14 protein-coding genes are annotated in these 22589 nt (G+C 68.3%); 8 read left to right on the top strand and 6 right to left on the bottom strand.

All coding sequences use genetic code 11. From position 1 onward, the window contains the following. Positions 1-251 precede the first annotated feature (251 nt). The 4 genes from ON19_RS04555 to ON19_RS04570 all read right to left on the bottom strand — a co-directional run bounded on the left by ON19_RS04555 (position 252) and on the right by ON19_RS04570 (position 2594). Entirely contained in the window at positions 252-1202 is a 951-nt protein-coding gene (locus tag ON19_RS04555) for an RluA family pseudouridine synthase (RefSeq protein WP_043687319.1), read from the bottom strand. A 50-nt stretch (positions 1203-1252) separates the two neighbouring features. Then, on the bottom strand, positions 1253-1834 hold the full coding sequence (locus ON19_RS04560; protein WP_043687322.1) for a putative glycolipid-binding domain-containing protein: 582 nt from the start codon (positions 1832-1834) through the stop codon (positions 1253-1255). Between the two features lie 5 nt (positions 1835-1839). Then, positions 1840-2292: a TIGR03667 family PPOX class F420-dependent oxidoreductase gene (locus ON19_RS04565; RefSeq protein ID WP_043687324.1), complete on the bottom strand. Its 453-nt coding sequence runs from the start codon at positions 2290-2292 to the stop codon at positions 1840-1842. Between the two features lie 122 nt (positions 2293-2414). After that, positions 2415-2594, bottom strand: coding sequence for a hypothetical protein (locus ON19_RS04570; protein WP_157229587.1), 180 nt, complete (start codon positions 2592-2594; stop codon positions 2415-2417). A 309-nt stretch (positions 2595-2903) separates the two neighbouring features. Here ON19_RS04570 and ON19_RS04575 point away from each other — a divergent pair, with 309 nt between their 5' ends. Both ON19_RS04575 and ON19_RS04580 read left to right on the top strand, forming a co-directional pair. Beyond that, a complete protein-coding gene (locus ON19_RS04575; RefSeq protein ID WP_043687328.1) occupies positions 2904-4748 on the top strand; it encodes an ABC transporter ATP-binding protein in 1845 nt (614 codons plus the stop codon). Further along, positions 4745-6481, top strand: a complete 1737-nt coding sequence (locus ON19_RS04580; RefSeq protein WP_043687330.1) for an ABC transporter ATP-binding protein — start codon at positions 4745-4747, stop codon at positions 6479-6481. The genes ON19_RS04575 and ON19_RS04580 overlap by 4 nt, the downstream gene beginning before the upstream one ends. A 73-nt stretch (positions 6482-6554) precedes the next feature. Here ON19_RS04580 and ON19_RS04585 read toward each other — a convergent pair whose 3' ends face one another. Beyond that, complete coding sequence (locus tag ON19_RS04585; RefSeq protein WP_043687331.1) at positions 6555-7262, bottom strand: siderophore-interacting protein; 708 nt, start codon at positions 7260-7262, stop codon at positions 6555-6557. 111 nt (positions 7263-7373) lie between these two features. Further along, positions 7374-7844 (bottom strand): MTB12 C-terminal domain-containing protein, encoded by a 471-nt coding sequence (locus ON19_RS04590; protein ID WP_043687334.1) that lies wholly within the window; start codon positions 7842-7844, stop codon positions 7374-7376. A 153-nt stretch (positions 7845-7997) separates the two neighbouring features. On the opposite strand from ON19_RS04590, the gene ON19_RS04595 reads away from it, so the two are divergent. The 6 genes from ON19_RS04595 to ON19_RS04620 all read left to right on the top strand — a co-directional run bounded on the left by ON19_RS04595 (position 7998) and on the right by ON19_RS04620 (position 22566). Further along, the gene (locus ON19_RS04595; RefSeq protein ID WP_157229588.1) at positions 7998-9284 is read left to right on the top strand and encodes a SidA/IucD/PvdA family monooxygenase; all 1287 of its coding nucleotides are present in this window, start codon (positions 7998-8000) and stop codon (positions 9282-9284) included. A 73-nt stretch (positions 9285-9357) separates the two neighbouring features. Further along, positions 9358-10293, top strand: a complete 936-nt coding sequence (locus ON19_RS04600; protein WP_043687340.1) for a methionyl-tRNA formyltransferase — start codon at positions 9358-9360, stop codon at positions 10291-10293. A gap of 71 nt (positions 10294-10364) precedes the next feature. After that, complete coding sequence (locus ON19_RS04605) at positions 10365-15434, top strand: non-ribosomal peptide synthetase (RefSeq protein WP_043687342.1); 5070 nt, start codon at positions 10365-10367, stop codon at positions 15432-15434. A 334-nt stretch (positions 15435-15768) separates the two neighbouring features. Next, positions 15769-20370, top strand: a complete 4602-nt coding sequence (locus ON19_RS04610; RefSeq protein WP_043687344.1) for a non-ribosomal peptide synthetase — start codon at positions 15769-15771, stop codon at positions 20368-20370. Positions 20371-20468: 98 nt separating this feature from the next. Beyond that, positions 20469-21227, top strand: a complete 759-nt coding sequence (locus tag ON19_RS04615) for a thioesterase II family protein (protein ID WP_043687346.1) — start codon at positions 20469-20471, stop codon at positions 21225-21227. Positions 21228-21243: 16 nt separating this feature from the next. Next, complete coding sequence (locus ON19_RS04620) at positions 21244-22566, top strand: beta-ketoacyl [acyl carrier protein] synthase domain-containing protein (RefSeq protein ID WP_043687350.1); 1323 nt, start codon at positions 21244-21246, stop codon at positions 22564-22566. Positions 22567-22589 lie beyond the last annotated feature (23 nt).

Here is a 22589-nt window from a genome sequence, read left to right on the forward strand (position 1 = left end):
CTACGGGCCATGCTTCCCACTGCCAGACAGGTCACATTTCCCGTCGTCTCCGAGGATGCCGACGTCCGCGCAGGGCACAAGTGCGCGGCAGCGACGCCGGAGGCCGAACGGTCACATTTTCGGGTCGTGTCCGAGACCCGAGATCCGCGCGATTGACAAGCGGCGAATTGCCCGGCGCGAGCCGGAGTCGGACGATCACGTTTCTCGGTCGTCTCCGAGACCGCCGAGGGTGGCGTACATAAAACCGCACATCATGCGGTGCGATCGGACAGGCACCCGGCCCACCCGTGCGGATCGGTCCAAGCCTGCAACGCGCGAGTGGTCTCGAAGCGGCGTGGCTCGCGGCTGACCGGATCGGTGAACTCGAGCGAAGCGGCCAGCAACTGCAGTGGCCTGGTGAAGTCGTCGACGGGCTTGTCGGTGAGCACCGGATAGAAGTCGTCGCCGAGGATGGGGATGCCGAGGCTGTTCATATGCAGGCGTAACTGGTGGGTCCGGCCGGTGTGCGGGCGCAGCCGGTAGCGGCCGAGCCCGTCCCGGTGCTCGAGCAGTTCGACCACGGTTTCCGCGTTGGGTTCGCCCGGCACCTCCTGGGCCGCGAGCACCTGCTTCTCCTTGATGATCCGGCTGCGCACCACTCGGGGCAGGGTGAGATCGGGGTCGAACCGGGCGATCGCCTCGTACTCTTTGCGCACGGTGCGCTTGTGGAACATGGTCTGGTAGGCGCCGCGGCGGGCCGGGTTGATCACGAACAGCACCAGGCCCGCCGTGCCGCGGTCGAGCCGATGCGCCGGGATCAGGTCGGGCAGGTCCAGCTCCCGGCGCAGCCGCACGAGGGCGGTCTGCAGGATGTGCTGACCGCGCGGGATGGTGGCCAGGAAGTGCGGTTTGTCCGCTACCAGCAGGTCGTCGTCGCGATGCACGACGGGGATGTCGAACGGGACCATCGTCTCCTCGGGGAGATCGCGGTGGAACCAGACCGCGCCACCCGGGACGTACGGTGCGTCGGGAGCGATCGGCCCGTCGAGGTCGACGATGCCGCCCGCGTGCAGCAGTTCATCGATCCGCGCGGCGGGCACCCGGGGCAGGCGCTCCACCAGATGGTCCCGAATGGTCGCCCAGTCGCCCTGCTCCGGTAGTCGTAGCCGGGCCGGGTCCAAGCCGTGCCGCTTCGGCAACGGCGGTTGTTGGCGCCTTCTCATCGGTATCGACCCTAGCCGGAGGCCTACCGCATGCCGCGACGGCCGGGACCTCAGTGGGCCCGCACCGCGATGCCCGGGTAGTCGAGCACCAAGCCCGACTTGTCGTACTCCAAGACGCAGGCGAAATCGAACTCCGGGGCCGCGTAGTCGAATCTCGGTCCGTGCTCACCGTCGACGATGCGGTCATAGCGCTGCTCCAGCCGCGCCACCGCGGCGCCGGAGGCGTACACATAGGCGGCGGGTGCGTCCATGCCCTCCCCGACCTCCGGCGCCGACCTGTGCACGGGTAGCGCGTTGGTCAGCGCCGAAGATTCCAGGTCCACGTCGAGGCAGCCGTCTAGCAGTGGCGCGGGCATGCCGTCCAGTAGCCAGGACCCCGTACCGTCCGCGTCCAATACCAGCGTGTTCCAGCCGCCCGGCTTGCGTATGGCCACCTGGGCCCGGCGCGTGCGCCATTCGGTGTCGAGCGCGATCCGGTAGTCCACCGTCCAGGCCGCGCCGTCCTCGACGGCCGTCGTGCAGCCGTCGATCAGCACACCCTGCTCGGTGACCCGGAAATAGGCCACCTCGAACCCCTCGCGTGCGGTCCGATGCCGCCAGGCGGCGGTGGACGGCGGCGGTGCGAAGGTCATCGGATTCAGAATCCGCGCAGCCGATCCGGCGTCACCCGCACGACCACCGAGTATTCGGCGTAGAACTGCTCGTCGGTCATCTCGATCGAGCGCAGGCCCTCGGCGTACTTCGTGGTGAAGGAGGCGATTTCGGCCGCGCTCGGCCGCTGCTCGACGACGCGCGCTGTGCCGGTGAGCACGACGACGTCGCCGCCGGTCTCCGTGCTGTTGAGGTTCAGCGCGACACGGGGATTGCGCTGGATATTGCGTACCTTCGGCTGGCCGGGCTTGCTGAAGATCAGGAATTCACCGTCGCGCCACTGGAACCAGACGGGGTTCGGCTGCGGTGTGCCGGTGGGGCCGACGGTGGTCAGCCAGAGGACGGACTCGCGGTTCAATCGTTCGGCGACTTTCGCGCCGAATTCGGTACCGGTGTCGACGACGGGGGCGGCGGATCGATCGGATGCCGTGGAGGTCATGGCAGGGACAACGCCGCGGCACCCCGGACGATTCCGCTCGCCGCTCGGCAGCCGATCCGGTACGCGGGAAGCGGCCTTCGCTCGTCCGGGCAGTCGCAGGCACGACCGCGCGAGGTGTTCCATTACGGGGTGGCCCGCTCGTCCAGCACCATCAAGCGAGCCTCGACCAGTGTCCTGCGCGCGCGGCGGCGGACCCGGCACAGTTCGACGCTGCAATCCAGGTGAACCTGCATGGCCCGGTGCGCTTGGCCCGCGGTCAGTTCGCCGGGGTCGCGCGCGCAATTCGACAGAACCGAAAACATCTCCGTGCCATACATATTCGATACTCCCGCGCCTCGATAGTTCCGCTTTCGCTCGAAGTTAGCGATGCGCGCGGGCTATCGCACCAGGATGCGCTGCCGTTCACGGAGGATTCCCCGGCCCGTCGGCCGTTCGAAAACCTCGGGTCCGGAACGGTTTTCGCACATTGCCGAAATAAGTCGTGGAGGACAACTCCGGGGTGGGCGGGGTCCACCCCTATCGCATCTTAGTAAGTTAGCCTAACCTTCCTTGGTGATGACGATGGGCGGATGTCGGCGCGTTGCGCCGGGAAGGTCGGGAGGCGAGGACAGATGACGGTGGAGGTCGCGCCGCCGGGGGCGGAGACGGGAAACCGGCCGCCGAAGGCGGTCGAGAAAGAACGCAAGCGGCAGGAGGCGCAGGCACGCAAGGACATCCTCGCGCCCGTACGCGGTCCGCTGAATGTCGCGAGCGTCGTGATGGCGGTCGCGTCGGTGTGCACGGTCGTGCCGTTCGTGCTGATCGTGGAGGCTTGCCGCGAACTGCTGGACGAGCAGGTGGACACCGATCGGGTGTGGCGTCTGCTGACGATCGCGGTGCTGGTCCTCGTGGTCCGCGCCCTGATCCAGGCCGGTGCGCTGACCTGGACGCATCTACTCGACGGGAAGTATCAGCTCGACGTGCGCCGCGCGCTGGCGGCCAAGCTGACCCGGGTGCCGCTCGGCTGGTTCGGCGACCGGAACTCGACCGAGGTGAAGAAGTACCTGCAAGACGACGTCGAGGCGCTGCACTATCTCGTCGCGCACGCCAGGCTGGAGTTCGTGGGCGCACTCGTCGTCCCGATCGTGACCCTCGGCTACCTGTTCGGTGTCGATTGGCGGCTCACCCTGGTACTGCTGATCCCGCTGGTGATCTACGCCGTCGCGCTCAGCAGGATGATGGCTCAGGAAAGCCGTGACCGGCTCGCCATCTACACCCGGTGGGAGAACCGCGTTCAGGAGAGCACCGTCGAATTCGTCGACGGCATCCAGGTGGTGCGTGCCTTCGGACAGGCGGGCAAGGCGCATACCGAATACCAAGAGGCGGTGGACGCCCAGGCCCGTGCCTTCGACCGGTGGAAGACGCCCATGATCCGGCTGCAGGCGGTCTCCGACATCGTCATCACGCCGGTCTTCATGATGCTGGTGATCGTGCTGTCCGGGCTCGCCGCGGTCGGACTCGACTGGGTCGCGCCGCTGGATGTGCTGCCGTTCCTGCTCGTCGGACTCGGTCTCGGCGGTTCGCTGCTCGGTCTCGGCTACGGCGGACAGGCGTTGCGGGCGGCGGGCGCCGCCGCGGTGCGCCTGCACGAATTGCAGCAGACTCCCGAACTGGCGGCCGGGACGGCGGCGGAATCGGGAGTTCCGGATCGGGCGGGGGTGGTCCGCTTCGAGTCGGTCACCTTCGGCTATCGCGACGATCGCCAGGTGCTGCGCGGCATCGATCTCGAACTCGCTCCCGGCACTCTCACCGCGCTGGTCGGTCCGAGCGGCTCCGGCAAATCCACGCTGGCCAAGCTGCTGCCCCGGTTCTACGACGTGACCGGCGGGCGGATCACCATCGGCGGCCGCGATATTCGCGACTACTCCACCGAAGAGCTCTATCGGACAGTCGGGTTCGTCTTCCAGGACGTCCGCCTGATCCGCGGCTCGATCCGCGACAACCTCCGGATGGCCGGGCAGGACGCCACCGACGAGGCACTCGAGCGCGCCGCGCGCGCCGCGCAGATCCACGACCGGATCGTGTCGCTGCCGCGTGGATACGACTCCGAGATCGGCGTCGACGCGACGCTTTCCGGCGGCGAGGCGCAGCGGCTCTCGATCGCCCGCGCGCTGCTGGCCGACAGCCCCGTACTCGTGCTGGACGAGGCCACCGCCTTCGCCGATCCCGAGTCCGAGGCCGCGGTGCAGGACGCGCTGGCGGCGCTGGTCGCCGGACGTACCGTCCTGGTGATCGCGCACCGCTTGCATACCATCACCGGCGTCGACCGGATCCTGGTGCTGGAGAACGGAATATTGGTCGAACAGGGCGACCACCAGAGTTTGCGCGACGCAGGCGGCACCTATCAGCGTCTCTGGGAGATCAACGAGGCGGCGCTGGACGCGGTCGCGCTCGTGGAAAGCGAGGAGACTCGATGATTCGCAAGCTTCTCGGACTCGTTCCGGCCGAATACGCCGGGCTCACCCCCACGTTGCTGGCGGTGATAATCGCCCAGGCGCTGAGCCAGTCCGTCGCCTACCTGCTGCTCGTGCCGGTGCTCGAGTCGCTGTTCGACGGCGATCTCGGCCGGGCGTGGACGTGGGCGCTGCTGATGACGATCGCCGTCGCGGCGATGGCCATCTTCGGATACTTCCAGACCTCGGTCGGTCTGCGCATCGCGGTGGGGATGCAGCGCGGTCTGCAGACCAGGATCGGCGATCATCTCAACGCTCTGCCGCTGGGCTGGTTCGAAACCCACAGCGCGGGCCCGCTGTCGCGCATGGCCGTGGAGAACGTGCGGGAGATCCAAGGCGCCGTGGCGTATCTGGTGGCCCGGGTGCTCAATGGGATCGTCGTTCCACTCGGTGTCGCCGTGGGCATGCTGTTCATCGATTGGCGGATCTCGTCGGCGATGCTGCTGGCGGCCCCGGTGTTGTTCCTGGTGAACGGATTGGCCTCGCGCGCGTACCGCAGCTCCGACGAACAGGCCCACGCCGCCGCGGCCGAGGCCGACGCCCGGGTGCTCGAATTCGCGCAGGCACAGCCGGTTCTGCGGGCCTTCGGCGCCGTCGGCGCGGGCAACCGGGCGTTGGAGGCGGCGCTGCGCAGGCAACGGTCGGCGACCGCGCGTCAGGTGTTCACCGCGGTTCCCGGGTTGATCGTGTTCGCGCTGTCGGTCCAGGCGGTCTTCTTGGTGCTGGCCTATGTCGTGGTCGGCAGGGCCACCGGAGGGTCGATCTCGGCGGCCGCGGCGATCGCGTTGATCGCGGTCAGCTCGCGGTTCATCGAACCGCTGAATCAGGCGGCCCAGCTGGGCAACGGGTTGCGCGCCGCGGCCGCCGCCGTCGGGCGGGTCGGCGATCTGCTTGCCGAACCCGTTCTTCCCGAGGCGGAAGCACCGGTGACGCCGGGCGCGCCCGCGGTGGTCTTCGACAATGTGAGCTTCGGCTACCGTCCGGGCGAGCCGGTGCTCAGCGAGGTGACCTTCAGTGTGCCGGCCGGTACCACGACCGCGATCGTGGGACCCAGCGGCGCGGGGAAGACCACCCTGCTGCGACTGGCCGCCCGGTTCTACGACGTGGACTCCGGTCGCGTCGTGGTGGGCGAACACGACGTGCGTGAACAACCATCGGCGACGCTGTTGAACCAGCTCTCCCTGGTTTTCCAGAACGTCTACCTGTTCGATCGCTCGGTGGCCGACAACATCAGGATCGGCAAGCCGGAGGCGACCGATGCCGAGGTGTGGCGTGCCGCGCAGGCCGCCAGCGTGGACGAGATCGTCGAGCGCTTGCCCGAAGGGTTGGCCACACCGGTCGGCGAGGGCGGCGCGGCGCTGTCCGGTGGTGAGCGGCAGCGGGTTTCGATCGCCCGGGCACTGCTCAAGGACGCCCCGATCGTGCTGCTCGACGAGGCGACCAGCGCGCTCGACCCGCACAGCGAAGCGGTGGTGGTGCGCGGTGTGCACGAAGTGACCAGGGGCAAGACGGTGATCGTCGTCGCGCATCGACTGGCCACCATCGCGCACGCCGATCAGATCCTGTTCGTCGACGGCGGCCGGATCGTCGAACGCGGCACGCACGACGAACTGCTGGAACTCGGGGGTCGCTATGCCGACTTCTGGAACGAACGCTCCCGCGCCGCGGGCTGGCGTCTGGAACCCGCCGCGGTCTGACGGTCCGGAGAGACAGGTCGCCGCCCGCTACCTCGGGTAGCGGGCGGCGTTGTCGTTCGGGGCCGGGGAGTGGCTACTTCCAGTACGCCTGGGACTTGACCGCGGTTTTGGGCAGCCCGTGCGTGGTCTTGAGGGTCTTGACGATCGAGCGAGTGGTGGCGCCGTCGCAGGCGACCCAGCCGAATGCGTCGGTGGGGCAGGTGATCTGCTGTGCCTGCTCACGCATCAGCCGGCCGTCGTCCACGCGCTGGAGCCAGGTCACCTGATGGTGGGGCTTGTTGCGCACCGGAAGGGTCTGGTCCGACTCGTACTGCCATTCCAGCCAGACCCGAGCCGGAGTGTCGCCGATGGCGTCGAGCAGCGAGTTGATCGCGGGCAGCGAGGCGGTGTCACCGAAGACGATGTACTCGCTCGGCGCGGGTTCCGGCAGTGCGAATTTGGAGCCGAGCACGCTCGCGTCGAGTGGATCACCGACGCCCGCGTTGCGCGCCCAGTCCGCGGCGGGACCGTGGTGCAGGGCGAACTCGATCCAGAACCGGTCGCCCGCGGGATCGGGATCGACGAGGGTGAACGCCCGATGATGCAGTTTGTCGCTGTCCGCCTCGGGAATCCACACGCGGATCCACTGCGTGGGATGGACGGGATGATCGGCCAGCAGCCCACCGGCATCGAAACCGAGCCGCACGAAATGGTCGGTAACCTCTTCGGTCGATGTCACAGTGAGCCGGTAGTCCTTGCCGCCCCACGCCTTGACCACGACGCCACTGAATCCTCTGCTCATGCAACTGAGGTTAGCCTAAGAATACTTGGCGGTCACGCGGTAGGCGGCATCGGTCCGAAACGCCGAAGTGCCCCGCCTGAAGCGAGGCACTCCGGGTGTGGCGGTCGATGTTCAGCAGCCGGTTCCGACGAAATTGCCGATGGTGCACACCGATTCCCGGGTCAGCTTCCAGGTGCCGTCGACCTGCCGCCAGGACATGTCGAAGTACCACGGTTCGTAGCCCTCGGTCGAGGTCAGCAGCTTGGCGTAGGCCACGTCGCCGTCGACGCTCACCGGGCCGACGACATCCCAGCGCCAGCTCGCGGGTGCGACCGAGATCAGCGCCGCGGCGCGATCGAAGGCGGGCAGGCCCGCCTCGCCGGTCTCCAGTTCGGCGGCCCTGGCCGAGCGCGAAGCGCCCGGGTTGAACAGGACGGCCATCTTGGCGCGCAGTTCGCCGGTGCCGGGCGCCTTGGTGCGCAGCGGGGTGACGAGCGGGGCGGCCTCAGCGACCGTGCTCATGGCGACCGTGCCGAGGGCGCCGGTGAGGACCGAGGCGGCAACCGCGATAGCGCCGATGGTCTTTCGGCTGATTCCGATCATCTGTTCATTCCAATCATTCCGGTGTGCGCTCACCCATGGTCGAGTGAAGCGCGCGCCTTCACTGTAAGGTAAGCCTATGCAAACATAGACGCGCAGGTTCGGTCGATGTGGGCGTGCCCACGGGTGCGGCGCGAGTCGAGAGTGGGAGAAACAGTGGGAACGCTTGTTGTCGTCGGTGCGGGTCCGAAGGCGTTGGCGGTGGCGGCCAAGGCCCATGTACTGCGCGAATTGGGATTGCCCGCGCCGCGCGTCGTGGTGGTGGAAGCGCACGCGGTGGGCGGTAATTGGCTGCCGACCGGTGGCTGGACCGATGGGCAGCACCGGCTCGGCACCAGTCCGGAGAAGGACATCGGCTTCCCCTACCACTCCACGTGGGCCCGTGGTCGCAACCGGGCAATCAACGAGGCCATGATGGCCTACAGCTGGACCTCGTTCCTGGTCGATCAGGGCACCTACGCCGAGTGGATCGACCGCGGCAGGCCGAGTCCGCAGCATCATGTCTGGGCGAAGTACCTGCAGTGGGTCGCGCGGGCGATCGATCTCGAACTCGTCGTCGGCACAGTGCGATCCATCGCGGCCGCGGCCGACGGGTGGCAGGTCACCGCGGTCGACGCGGACGGCCGCCCGACCGAGATCGAGGCGGACGGCCTCATGATCACCGGGCCGGGCCGCAGCGAGAAAGCGCTGACCAAACATCCCAAGGTGCTCAGCATCGCCGAATTCTGGGATCTGGCGGGTAAGCGCAGTCTGCCCCTCGCCTCCCGGGTCGCCGTGATCGGCGGCGGCGAGACCGCCGGTTCGGCGCTGGACGAGCTGATCCGCCACGGCATGCTGTCGATCTCGGTGATCTCGCCGATGGCGACGATCTACACCCGCGGCGAGAGCTATTTCGAGAACTCGCTTTTCAGCGACCCGATCAAATGGGGAGCGCTGAGTATCGACGAGCGCAGGGATGTCATCAGGCGGACCGATCGCGGCGTGTTCTCGGTTCGCGTGCAGGAGAGCCTGCTCGCCGACAATCGCGTGCATCACATGCAGGGCCGGGTGGTCCGGGTGGCGGATCAGGACGGCGCCGTCGCGCTGACGTTGCGCAACGAGATGCGCCCGGATCAGGTGCACACCGCCGACCTGGTGATCGACGCGACCGGCGGCCGTCCGCTGTGGTTCCTCGAACTGTTCGACGCGAATGCCGCGGATCTGCTCGAACTCGCGGTGGGCGGTGAGCTGACGCAGGCGCGGATCGAGGCCGCCATCGGATACGACCTCGCGGTGTCGGGCCTGGACAGCAAGCTGTATCTACCGAACCTGGCGGCGCTTGCCCAAGGCCCCGGCTTCCCGAATCTCAGCTGCCTGGGCGCACTTTCGGACCGGGTGCTCCAGACGGCGACGGTCCGGCAAGCCGCGGTGCGACGCGGGAACGCGGTCTTGCCGGTCGATTGATCAGGTTCGGCACGCGCGCACGACTGAGATAGGCTAGGCTAACCTTTGTTTTTTGAGGGAAGGTTTTCGGTTCATGCGTATCGTGTCGTTCGGTTTCCAGACCTGGGGTCGTAAGACCCTGCAAGCCCTGATCGACTCGGAACACGAGGTGGTGCTCGCGGTCACGCATCCGGCGAGCGAGCAGTCCTACAAAGCGATCTTCTCCGATTCGGTCGAGGAACTGGCGCGCGAACACGGGATTCCGGTGCACCTCACCGAACGGGCGGACGCGGAGACCATCGATCTCGTCAAGCGGGTCGAACCGGATGTCATCGTGGTGAACAGCTGGTACACCTGGATGCCCGCGGAGTTGTACAACCTGCCGCCGCACGGCACCCTGAACCTGCACGATTCGCTGCTGCCGAAGTTCACCGGGTTCTCTCCGGTGCTGTGGGCACTGATCAGCGGCGCCTCCGAAACGGGCCTGACCGTGCACCGCATGGACGAGGGTCTGGATACCGGCGACATCCTCGTGCAGCGCTCGATTCCCATCGGCCCCAGCGATACCGGCACCGAACTGGTGATGCGCGGGATGGAGCTGATTCCCGGCGCGCTCGGCGAGGCGCTGGCCGCACTGGATTCCGGTACCGCGCAGTGGCGGCCGCAGAACAAGGCCGAGCGCACCTACTTCCACAAGCGCTCCGAGCGGGACAGCCGGATCGACTGGACTTGGCAGGCGGAGGACCTGGAGCGTTTCGTGCGCGCGCTTTCCGCGCCGTACCCGCGCGCGTTCACCCACTACCGCGGCGAGCGTATCGAGGTACTGGCCGCGCGGGTCTCCGAAGCGCGCTACGGCGGCACGCCCGGCCGCGTCATCGTGCAGGAGGGCGGCGGCGCGGTGGTGACGGGAGCCGACGCCCACCGGGGCGGCAACCGCGCGCTGGTGATCACCCGGGTGCGCACCGCGGCGGGCGCCGAACACGACGGAGCCGAATTCTTCGCGCGCGGCGGTTATCTCACCGATCAGTGACCTGATCGCCAGACCACCGCCCGTCCGGCATGTCCGGACATCGGGCCCGACAGACGATTCGAAGGACGGACATGGCAGACGACATTCTCGAGCGCCGCAAGCAGTTACTACAGAGACGTTTGCGTGAGCAGGGCGTGCAGGCATCGCCGCAGGAGCAGGCCGCACCGGCGCGGCGCGGCGGCGAGCCGAGCGCCTTGTCGGCGGCGCAGCAGCGGATGTGGTTCGTACAGCGGCTCGATCCGAGCGACACCACGTTGAACGTCTGCGTGGCCTACCGGCTCGACGGACTCGCGGATCCGGAGCGGTTGCAGGCCGCGTTCGCGACCGTCGTCGCCAGGCACGAGGTGCTGCGCACCACCTATCACGTCGGTGACGACGGTGAGCCGTACCAGGTCTCCCGCGACGATGCCGCACTCACCTGGCAGCGGCACGATCTCACCGATCTGCCCGACAACGTGCTGCAGCGGCGGATCGAGGTCCTCGCGCGGCGCGAATTCGCCCGCCCGTTCGACCTGTCCACCGATCTGCCGTTGCGGCCGACGCTGATCCGGGTCGGCGCGCAGTCCTACGTGCTGGTCCTCGTGGTCCACCACATCGGCTGGGACGACGACTCGTGGCCGGTGTTCTTCACCGAGCTGAACGCGGCCTACCGTGGCGAGGGTGACCTGCCCGCGGTCAAGGCGCAGTACGTCGACGTCGAAGTGTTCGGGCGATCCGGCGGCGACGAGAGCGCCGGCCTGGAATTCTGGCGCGACGCGCTGACCCCCCTGCCGGAACGGCTGGAACTGCCGAGCCGCCGGGCGGGCGGGGCGGGATCCAAGAACGCCGACCGCGTGGTGCGTGCACTGCCGCGGGAGCTGATGGAGCTGGTGGCCTCGACCGGGCGGGCGCAGTCGGCGACCCCGTACATGGTGCTGCTCGCGGGTTTCCAAGCGCTGGTGCATCGCTACACCGCGGCCACCGATTTCCTGGTCTCCATGCCGGTGACCAACCGTCGCGACGCCAGGGCGGAGGCGTTGATCGGATATTTCGGCAACACGCTGCTGATCCGCGCGACTCCGCGCGGTGCGGAAACCTTCGCGACGCTGCTGGATCGGACGAAGGAGACCGTGGTCGGCGCCTTCACCCACCAGGACGTGGGCGTCGATCGCGTGATCCAGGCGGTCGGCCCGGAGCGGGTGGCGGGCAGCGACGCCATGGCACAGCTGGTCCAGCTCAGCTTCAGTGTGCGCGGCGCGGCCAACGGATTCGACCTGCCCGGAATCGAAGCGAGCGAACTGGCCCTCGGCAGCGTCGTCGCGCAGGAGCCGCTCGGCCTGATGGTCGTCCAGGACGGCGCAGGCGCCCGCGTGGAGGCCACCTATCTGGTCGACGAACTCGAGCGATCGCTGGTCGTCCAGTTGCTCGACCACTACGTGCAGCTGCTCGACAGCGCACTGCGCGAGCCCGCGCAACTGATCCGGGATCTCGACCTGCTGGGCGCGACCGAACGGCGCGATCTGCTGGCGATCTCGCACGGCACACTCGTCGACGAGCGGCCGACCACCATGATCGCCATGTTCGAGCGGCAGGTGGGCGCGACACCGGAGAACATCGCGCTGGTCTCCGACGAGGTCGAACTGTCCTACCGCGCGCTGAACGAACGCGCGAACCGGTTGGCGCACTGGCTGATCGGGCAGGGAGTCGGCCCCGAAGACCTGGTCGCGCTGCGGATGGCCACCTCGGTCGAATTCGTGGTCGCGATCCTGGCCGTGCAGAAGGCGGGCGCGGCCTACCTGCCCATCGACCCCGCCTACCCGGGCGAGCGGACCGAATATCTGCTCGACGACGCCCGTCCCAAGCTGACGCTGGACACGGTGGCGGTGACGGCGGCCGAACAGGACGCCGCGGCGCTGCCGGACCGCGACCCGGTGGACGCCGATCGCACGACGCCGCTGCACCCGTCGAATACCGCCTACGTCATCTACACTTCCGGCTCCACCGGCAAGCCGAAAGGCGTTCCGGTGCCGCACGACGCGATCGCCGAGCACCTGTCGGGCTTCAACGCGGAATGGGATCTCACCCCGCAGGACCGGGTGCTGCAATCGACCTCGGTGAGTTTCGACGCATCGCTGCTCGACATCTTCGTCACGCTGACCGCCGGTGCGCGCGTGGTGATTCCGAAGCCGAACGCCTACCGCGACATTCCTTACGTGGCGGATCTGGTCACCCGCCACGGCGTGACGGTGCTGCACATGGTGCCGTCCATGCTGGCCACCTTCCTGGTGTTGCCCGAGGTGAACGACTGGCGCACGCTGCGGCGCGTTCCGGTCGGCGGCGAGGCGCTGCCCGGCGAGGTGGCCGACCGGTTCGCCGCCCAGTTCGACGCCGACCTGCGCAACCACTACGGCCCCACCGAGGCGGTGGTGTGCTCGGCGCACATGGAGGTCGAAGGCCCGCAGGGCAACGGCATCGTGCCGATCGGACTGCCGAACCGCAATGTGTACCTGTACCTGCTCGACGACGCCATGCAGCTGGTGCCTTCCGGGGTCGTCGGCGAGATCTACCTCGGCGGACGCCAGCTGGCCCGCGGCTATCTGCACCGGCCCGGCCTGACCGCGGAACGTTTCGTCGCCGATCCCTTCCTGGCGGGCGGGCGGCTCTACCGCACCGGCGACCTGGCCCGCCGCAACGCCGCGGGGGAGATCGAATTCATCGGCCGCGCCGACGAACAGGTCAAGGTGCGCGGACACCGAATCGAACTCGGTGAGGTCGAGGCCACCGTCACCGACCATCCGTCGGTCGCGCACTGTGTCGTGATCGTCGCGGAGCACGAGATGCTCGGCCCGGTCCTGGCGGCTTACGTCGTGCCGGCTCCGGGCGCCGAGGTAGATCTCGACCAGGTCCGCGCGCACGTGGCGGCGGCGCTGCCGGAATACATGGTTCCCTCGGCCTTCGCGGTCATCGAGGAGGTTCCGCTCACCGCGCACGGCAAGCTGGACAAGCGAGCGCTGCCCGCGCCCGCCTTCGCCGAGGCCCGCGCCTACCGGGAGCCGCAGACGCCGACCGAGGCCCGCATCGCCGGACTGTTCGCCACGCTGTTCACTCGCGAGCGGGTGGGCGCCGACGATTCGTTCTTCGAACTCGGCGGCCATTCGCTGCTCGCGGCGCGGCTGATCACCATGATCCGCGCCGAGTTCGGCATCGAGATAGATATGCGCGTCCCGTTCGACAAGCCGACCGTCACCGCGCTGGCCGCCCATCTGGTCGCCGCCTTCCGCGACGAGTTCGACATCGACCTCGACGAGATCGACGCCTTCGACGAGGACGAGGCCACCGAGCCCGCGCCGGTCGCCGAAGCACGCGCGGTGAAGCCCGAGTTGGTACGCAGGGAACGTCCGGAACGAATCCCACTGTCCTACTCGCAGCGGGTCTATTGGCTGCAGCGCCGGCTGGAAGGCGCGATCGACGGCGAGAACGTCAGCTACCCGGTCCGTTTCGACGGTCCGCTCGACGTGGCCGCGCTGCGCGCCGCCATCGACGACGTGGTGGCTCGGCACGAATCGTTGCGGACCACCTTCCCCGAATACGAAGGGACGCCGTATCAGCTGGTGGCGCCGCCCGCGCCGGTGCCGGTGCCGCTCGTGGACATCGGCGCGGCCGACGATGTCGACGCCCGGCTCCAGGAGGAGCTGGCCGCGGACTGGGATTACGTCTTCGATCTGGCTGCCGAGCCGATGGTTCGGTTGCGGGTGCTGCGACTGGATGCGCAGACTCACGTGCTGTCCATCCTGATGCACCACATCATCGCCGACATGCGGTCGTGCCAGATCTTCCTGGACGATCTGACCGTCGCCTATCGGGCCCGCTCGAACGGGGCGGCCCCGGGCTGGGCCGAATTGCCCCTCCAGTTCGCCGACTTCGCGATCTGGCAGCGGGAGGTCTTCGACCGCGGCGCCAACCGCGAGGTCAGTGCCTACGGACAGGCGCAGCTGGACTACTGGCGCAAGACGCTCGACGGTCTGCCCGACGAGATCGCCGTCGCCCACGACCACCCGCGTCCGCCCGTCCTCGGCCGTAACGGCCTCAGCGCGGCCCGCGTGCTGCCCGCGGCGACCTGGAACGCGTTGCGTGCCAGGGCCGACGAGGTCGGTGCGACCGAATTCATGCTCTGCCAGGCGGTCAGCGCCGCGGTCGTCAATATTCTCGGCGGCGGCGAGGACGTGGCGATCGGCGCCGCGGTGGCCAACCGGATCGGTCAGACCACCGACGAACTCGTCGGCCTGTTCGCGAACGTGGTGGTGATGCGCCACAACGTGTCGGGTGATCCGACGCCGCGCACCATGCTCGAGCGCGTGCGCAACGCGGCGCTCGACGCGATCAGTCACCAGGGTGTGCCCTTCGAACGTCTGGTGGAGACGCTCAATCCGGCTCGCTCGCTGTCGCGCAATCCGCTGTTCCAGGTGATGATGCACTTCCGGCACCGCCCCGTGCCCGTGCCGTTCACCGCGGACGGGTCGACCATGCTCACCGGTATCGCCGGGTACTACGACGTCTCGTTCATGGACTTCCACCTCGACTACTCGGTGGACACCAACGGCGACCTCGTCGCGCGCGTGGTGGTCAATCCGGATCTGTACGTCGCGGAGACGGGAGAGATCTTCGCCGATGTGCTGGTGGGGGTGCTGCGGGCCTTCGCCGAACAGCCCGACCTGGCCTTCGGCGAGCTCGACGTCCTGCCGGAGGGCTGGGATACCGGCCGCTCGGTGGTCCGGCACGCCGCGCCCGCCGCGCTCGAATCCGGCTACGTCGCACCGCAGACCGAGACCGAGCGCAGCTTGGCGGCGATTCTGGAGGAACTGCTCGACATCACCGAGGTCGGCCGCGAGGACGGGTTCTTCGGCCTCGGCGGTGACAGCGTCATCGCCATCAAATGGGCGGCGCGGGCCGCGGAGGCCGGTCTGCCGCTGAGCCCGCAGATGATATTCGAGCACTTCACCATCGCGGAATTGGCCGCGGCGGTGGACGAGGCCATCGCGAATCCGCCCGCGGTATCGCCCGACGACGCAGTGGACGAACAAGAGCACGCCCCGATGTCCGCCTCCGGGCTCGACGCGGACACACTGGCAGCTCTCCAGAGTTCGTGGGCGACGCAACGCTGATCGCGCTGTCGCGGCATGGATCTCACCCGCCCTCGCTCACACGATTCGCCGTGTGGGCGGGGGCGGTCATGTCTGCGGGGACATGCGATCGGGGCGCATTAGGTTAGCCAAACCACATCTCTATATCTCGGCGGCGGCGTGAGTTACCATCACTCTGAGTTAGGCAAGCCTTGCCTTTTGGCGGGGTGAAGGCCGTATCGACGACAGCAGCGAATTGCGGGCGCCATCCACGGGTGCCGCCGGCGAATTCGTGGCGTCGGCGATACGCCGCTCCGGACGCCGGGATCACCGGGTGTCGACGACGCGGCGAAGGCAGCGAGGCAGGAGAACGGGTATGAGTCAGGCCATTGCGGAGATCGAGGATGTGCTGGCGCTCAGCCCATTGCAGGAGGGGTTGTTCTCGCTGGCCCAGCTGAGCGGTGCCGGGCAGGATGTGTACACCATCCCGTTCGTCGTCGACATCGAAGGACCGCTGGACGCCGCACTGCTGCGCCGTTGCCTCGAGACGCTGCTGCGCCGTCACCCGAATCTGCGTGCGGTGTTCTGGGATCGCGACGTGCCCAAGCCGGTTCAGATCGTGCCGCGCCGGGTCGAGCTGCCGTGGACCGAACGTGCGGCGCGGGTGGAGGAACTGGACGACGTCGAAGCCGAGGAGCTGGCACGCCCGTTCGACCTCGGCAAGGGGCCGTCGCTGCGCGCCACGCTGGTGACGCTGCCGCCGGGCGAGGACGGCTCCGCGCGGTGGCGGTTGATCATGACGATCCACCACATCCTGCTGGACGGCTGGTCGCTCGGACTGCTGTTCGGTGAGCTGCGGGCACTGTATCTGGCCGGGGGCTCGGCCGATGCGCTTCCTCGGGTGCGGCCTTACCGGGACTACATCGGCTGGCTCGGCGCCAAGGACATGTCGGCGGCACAGCATTGGTGGGGCGAGCAATTGGCCGGTCTCAGCGGGCCCCTGATGATCGCCGACGGCGGAACCAGCATGGGGCTCGCCCGGGGGGCGACTTCGGCGACGGCCGAGGTGACCCGCTTCATCCTGTCCGCGGACGACACCGCGCGGCTGCGTGGCTGGGCCCGGCAGCACGGACTGACGCTGAACTCCGTCGTGCAGTTCGCCTGGACGATCCTGCTGTCGCGGCTGACCGATCGCCGCGACGTCGTCTACGGCACCATCGTCACGGGCCGTCCGGAGCAGATATCCGGCGTGGAACGCATGATCGGCCTGTTCCTGAACACCATCCCGGTGGTGTTCCGGACGGATCCGGCGGCGCCGGTCGCGTCCGAATGCGCACGCCTGCAGCGCGAATCGGCCGCCATGCGCGATGTCGGATATCTGAGTCTGTCGTCGGTGCAGCGCGCGGCCGGATACAGCTCGCTGTTCGACACCATGTTCGTCTTCCAGAACGCCCCCATGGACGACGCGGTCGGCGCGAATACCGTCGGCGGAGTCACCTTCCGGCCGATGATGGCCAAGAACCTGACGCACTACCCGCTCACCGTGGTCTCGCACGTGCACGGTGACGAACTGGCCGTCGTCGTCGAGGCCGTGCGGGAATCGGTGCCGTATCTGCCCGACGACATCGGCGCGGCCATGCTGGCCGTCCTGCGGCGTCTGCCGGACGCGGCGGATCTGCGCACCGACGATCTCGACGTGCTGCCGGATGCGGTGCGCGCGGAGGCACGCCTGCTCGAAACCACGCCCGAAGTACCCGGACGCGAGGGTGGAGTGACGGTTTTCGACCTGTTCGAGCGTCAGGTGAGCGCGACTCCCGACGCGGTCGCACTCACCACGGACACCTCCGCTCTGACCTACCGGGAGTTGTCCGAACGCGCGAAGGGACTGGCCGGTGAACTGCTCGCGCGCGGTATCGGGCCGGAAGATGTCGTAGCCGTTCAGCTGCCGCGTGGCGAGCGCGCGATCATCGCTGTGCTCGCCACGCTCGCGGCGGGCGCCGCCTATGTGCCCGTCGACGTCGCACTGCCCGCGGCCCGTATCGAATCCATCCTCCGGCAGGCCGGCCCGAAGCTGGTACTCGTCTCCGACGGCTACGGCGCCGATCTCGACCCGGCGATCGTGCTCGACCTCGACGAGTTCGACATCGCCGGACGCGCCACCGCCGAATTGCCCGCGGTCGCGCGGCATCCGGCCGGCAGCGCCTACGTCATCTTCACCTCCGGCTCGACCGGCGAACCCAAGGGTGTGGTCAATTCCCATGCGGCCCTGGTCGCGTACTTCGCCGACCACCGGGGACGGGTGTACCGGCCCGCGATGGAAAGGCTGGGGCGCCCGCTGCGGATCGCGCACGCCTGGTCGCTGAGCTTCGACGCCTCGTGGCAGCCGATGGTCGGATTGCTCGACGGCCACGGCCTGCACCTGTTCGACGACGCGGCCATGCGCGACGCGCAGCGCCTGGTAGAGGGCATGCGGCGGCACGGAATCGACATGATCGACACCACCCCGTCGATGTTCCGGCAGCTGGTGGCCGCCGGACTGCTCGACCGGCCGCCCGCCGTGCTCGCCCTCGGCGGTGAGGCCATCGACACGCAGCTGTGGGATCGCCTGCGCGGCCTGCCCGACGTCGCGGTGCACAACTGCTACGGCCCGACCGAGACGACCGTCGAAGCGGTGGTCGCCGATGTCACCGCCCCCGGAGCCACGGGCCTCGACGTGCCGACGATCGGCAGGCCGACCGCGGGAACAACGGCCTACGTCCTGGATTCCCGGCTCCGCCCGGTGCCGGTCGGCGTGATCGGTGAGCTGTATCTGGCCGGTCCGCAGCTGGCGCGCGGTTATGCCGGACGCCCGGCCGGTACGGCAGGTCGTTTCGTCGCCGACCCCTTCGCCGAGGGCAGGCGGATGTACCGCACCGGCGATCTGGTGCGCCGACTGCCCGGTGGCAACCTCGCCTACCTGGGGCGTGCCGACGATCAGGTGAAGATCCGCGGGTACCGCATCGAGATCGGCGAGGTCGAAACGGCCTTGCGAACCCTGCCGGGAATCGCCGCCGCCGCGGCGACCGTGGTGCGCCGCGGGGATGCGGTGACCCTGGTGGGATTCGTGGTGTGCGAACCCGGCCGCGCCGCCGATCCGGTCGCCCTGCGGTCGGCGCTGGCCGATCGCCTGCCCGCGTACATGATTCCCGCACGGCTGGTGGTACTGCCGAGGCTCCCGGTGAACGCCAACGGCAAACTCGACGTGCGCGAACTCGCCGTGCTCGCCGAACGTTCGCTCACCGGGGAGGGCGCCTCGGCCTCCGCCGAACCGGATACCGAGACCGAACGGGCTCTCACCGCGGTGCTCACCGAGGTGTTCGACGGCCGCACGCCCGGCGTGACAGACGACTTCTTCGCCCTCGGCATGGACAGCATCGTCGCGATCTCGCTGGTGAACAAGGCTCGCAGGCACGGCATCGCGATCGACGTGCGCATGGTGCTCGCGGCGCCGACGATTCGTGATCTCGCCGCCGCGATCGACAGCCGGGCGAGCGAGGTGTCCTCGCGTGTGCCGAGCGGAGACGACTACGGCCCGGTGCTGCCGCTGCCCATCGTCTCGTGGATGCACCGCCAGCCCAGCTACCGGCGCCTGGCCCAGCACGTGCTGCTCGCGCTGCCCGAGGGCATCTCCGGCGCGGACCTCGAAGCGGTGCTGCAGGCGGTGCTGGACGGACACGACACGCTGCGCTCCCGCCTGGACGCGACAGCGGATGGCCCGCGCCTCGTCACCCGCGAACCCGGATGCGTGTCCGCGTCGGACGTGCTCGCGAGTCACGTATTCGAAGGTCCGGCGGGCTCTTTCGGCGAGGCGCTGGCCGCGGCCAGCCGCCTCGCGATCGACGAGCTCGACCCGGTGGCCGGGGAAATGGTGCGCGCGGTGTGGTTCCGGGGTGCGCCCGGTGGCGACATCCTCTTCCTCGCCATTCACCACCTCGCGGTGGACGTGGTGTCCTGGGGAATCCTGCTGGCCGACATGGCAGCGGCATGGGATCAGGTCGTCTCCGGCGCGGTGCCGAAGGCGATCGCCGAACCCACCTCCTACCGGCGCTGGTGTCAGCTGATGTGGGAGCGGGCCGCGCAGCCCGACGTGCTCGCCCAGCGCGACTACTGGGTCGCGCAGGTGAGTGGCCCGGATCCCGCTGTAGGGAAGCGCAAACCGCTCCCGGCCGATACGTGGTCGTCGCTGCGGCTCACCTCGGCGACCGTCCCCGCGTCGACCACCGCGCAGATTCTCGGCGCGCTGACCAGGGCCGACGGTGTCCGGGAATTCCTGCTGTCGGCTTTGACGATGACGCTGGTGTCCTGGCGGCGCGAGCGCGGCCAGGAGTGGGACGCCGGAGCGCTCATCGGGCTGGAGAGCCACGGCCGGGCCGACACGGTCGTGGGGGCCGACACCTCCGGCACCGTCGGCTGGTTCTCGGCCACCTACCCGGTTCGGCTCGGCGCAGGTGCGAACGCGATCGACGTGGACCGGGCGCAGGCGGAACCGGCACTGGCCCGCACACTGCTGGATTCGGTTGCCGCGCACGTCGCGTCGGTGCCGGAACAGGGGCTCGATTTCGGGCTGCTGCAATCGGTGCTCGCGGTTACGGAGTTGTCCGGTACCCCCGAACCTCAGGTCGAGTTCAACTATCTGGGCCGGGTGGATCTCGGCGGGCAGGCCGACCGAACGTGGTCGATGATCACCGATCCGGCGCTGACCGCGGCCGTGCCGATCGCGCCCGAACCCGATCTGCCGCTGCGCTATTCCCTCGGTCTGATCGCCGCGGTCCACACCACCGAGAGCGGACCGCAGCTGATGATCACGTGGCGCTGGAGTGAGGCGTTGTTCACGCAGGCCGAGATCGACGGCCTGGCTGCCCTGTGGGATCGCAGTGTCGCGGTTCTGGTGGCGGCGCTCGGCCGGTGCGAAACAAAAAGTTATGGTAGCCTTACCTAAGATATGCCGATAACTGCTGCGTTGCACCATGTATCGAACGGTTTGCGGGTTTGCTTCCGCTGTAGTTGTCGGCGGGAGTTTCGAAAGTGGGTAGCACTATGCAGCACAAACCGGGATGGATCAGAAAGTTTCACAAGCCGGATTCGCCCGAGCGGCTGCCGCTGTTGATCTTTCCGCACGCCGGTGCGGGAGCGTCCGCGTATCGCACACTCTCCAAAGCGTTCAGTGCGCATTACGACGTCATCATCTTCCAGTATCCCGGACGTCAGGACCGTGCCGGCGAACCGGCACTGACCTCGCTCCAGGATATTGCCGCGGGCGCATTCGCCGAATTCCGGATGTCGAACTACAACCGCGATGTGCCGATTGTCGCATTCGGACACAGCATGGGCGCGCTCGTTTCCTTCGAATTCGTCAGGCTCGCCCTCGCCGCGGGCGTCGATGTACGGCAGCTCACGATTTCGGCGGCGGTGGCGCCGTCGCGGGCCGAATATCGGAAGCCCACACCGGAAGACGACGACGAGCTGCTCGATCACCTCATCATGCTCGAGGGCATCAACTCCGACGTGCTCGCGAGCCGGGAGATCATGCGGCTGTCGCTGCCCGCCATCAAGGCCGATCACAAGGCCTCCGAGGCGTACCGGTGCCCGGAGACGGTCCGCGTCGCCACCAGGATTCACGCGATCGGCGGTGATCGCGACCCGATCGTCTCGATGGCGGACCTGCACGGCTGGCACCGCCACGGCGACGACGTCGAGGTCACGATGTTCGAGGGCGGACATTTCTATCTGCACAACCACGTCGATGCCATCGCGGAATTGCTTGCCGAACAGGCGCATCCCGCACCGGCGGTATGAAATACGAGGATCAGCGGTGACAACAGCAACGGCGCAGGACGTCGATCACATCGTCATTTCCGGAATGGCCGTCGAGGCGCCGGGTGGAATCGACAGTCCCGGATCGTTCTGGTCCGCGCTCACAGCGTCGAGGGAGTTGGTCGGGCATTTTCCGCGCGACCGCGGCTGGCCGGTCGAGGATCTGCTGTCCTTATCGGAGCTCGACGGATGGAGCAACGTCTGCGACGCGGGCGGATTTCTGGACAGCGCAGCGGAATTCGACCCCGCTTTCTTCGGAATCGGCCAGCGCGAGGCGATTGCGACGGACCCGCAGCAGCGGGTCGCGCTGCGCGTCGCGTGGCGGGCGCTGGAGAATACGGGATTGAATCCGGGTGCGCTCGCCGGTGAGGACGCCGGATGTTTCATCGGTTGTTCACCGATGGAATACGGTCCCTTGGCGTCGGAGGTGAACGAATACACCGGGGTTCGGACCATCGGTTATGGATTGCTGAGCGTCGCAGGACGCGTGTCGCATTGCCTCGGGCTGACCGGTCCGTCGATGACCGTCGACGCCGCCTGCGCCTCCTCGCTGACCGCGGTTCATCTCGCCGCCGCCGCGGTGCGCGACGGGGACTGCGAATGGTCGCTGGCCGGTGCGGTCTGCGTCATGGGGTCGCCGATGGCCTTCTACGAATTCGCCAAGCAGAACGCGTTGTCGACCGACGGTCACTGCCGGTCCTACTCCGATGACGCCACCGGCACGCTGTGGGGCGAGGGCGCGGGCATCGTCATCGTGGAACGCGAATCGCGGGCACGGCGACTGGGGCACCGTGTCTACGGCCGCGTGCTCGCCTCCAACCACAACCACAACGGCAAGGGCAAACCGATCCTGGTGCCGCGCACCGACGCTCAGGAACGGCTGATCCGCAAGACCATCGCGAAGTCGGGTATCGATCCGGCGGACGTGGGCATGATCGAGGGACACGGCACAGCCACCCGCGCGGGCGACCCGGTCGAACTGCGTGCACTCCAGAACACCTACGGCGTCGCGGGATCCGGCCCGCTGCTCGGTTCGGTGAAATCGAACGCCGGTCACGCGCAAGCCGCCGCGGGGATGCTGGGCCTGATCAAGCTGCTGCTGGCGGGCAGGTACGGATTGATTCCGGCGACGCTGTTCGCCGACAAACCCACCACCCGGGTGGATTGGGACCGGTCGAGTCTGCGACTGGCCACGGAGCTACAGCCATGGGAACCGAAGAACGGCGTCCGGTACGGGGCGGTGTCCTCGTTCGGCGCGGGGGGATCCAACGCGCACGCGATCATCGCGATGCCCGTTCGTGAGGAGAACGACGATTTCTAGCTATCGACTGCCCGACGGATCGA

Source organism: Nocardia abscessus NBRC 100374 (genome assembly GCF_000308455.1).
In the GTDB taxonomy this organism is placed as follows: Bacteria; Actinomycetota; Actinomycetes; order Mycobacteriales; family Mycobacteriaceae; genus Nocardia; species Nocardia abscessus.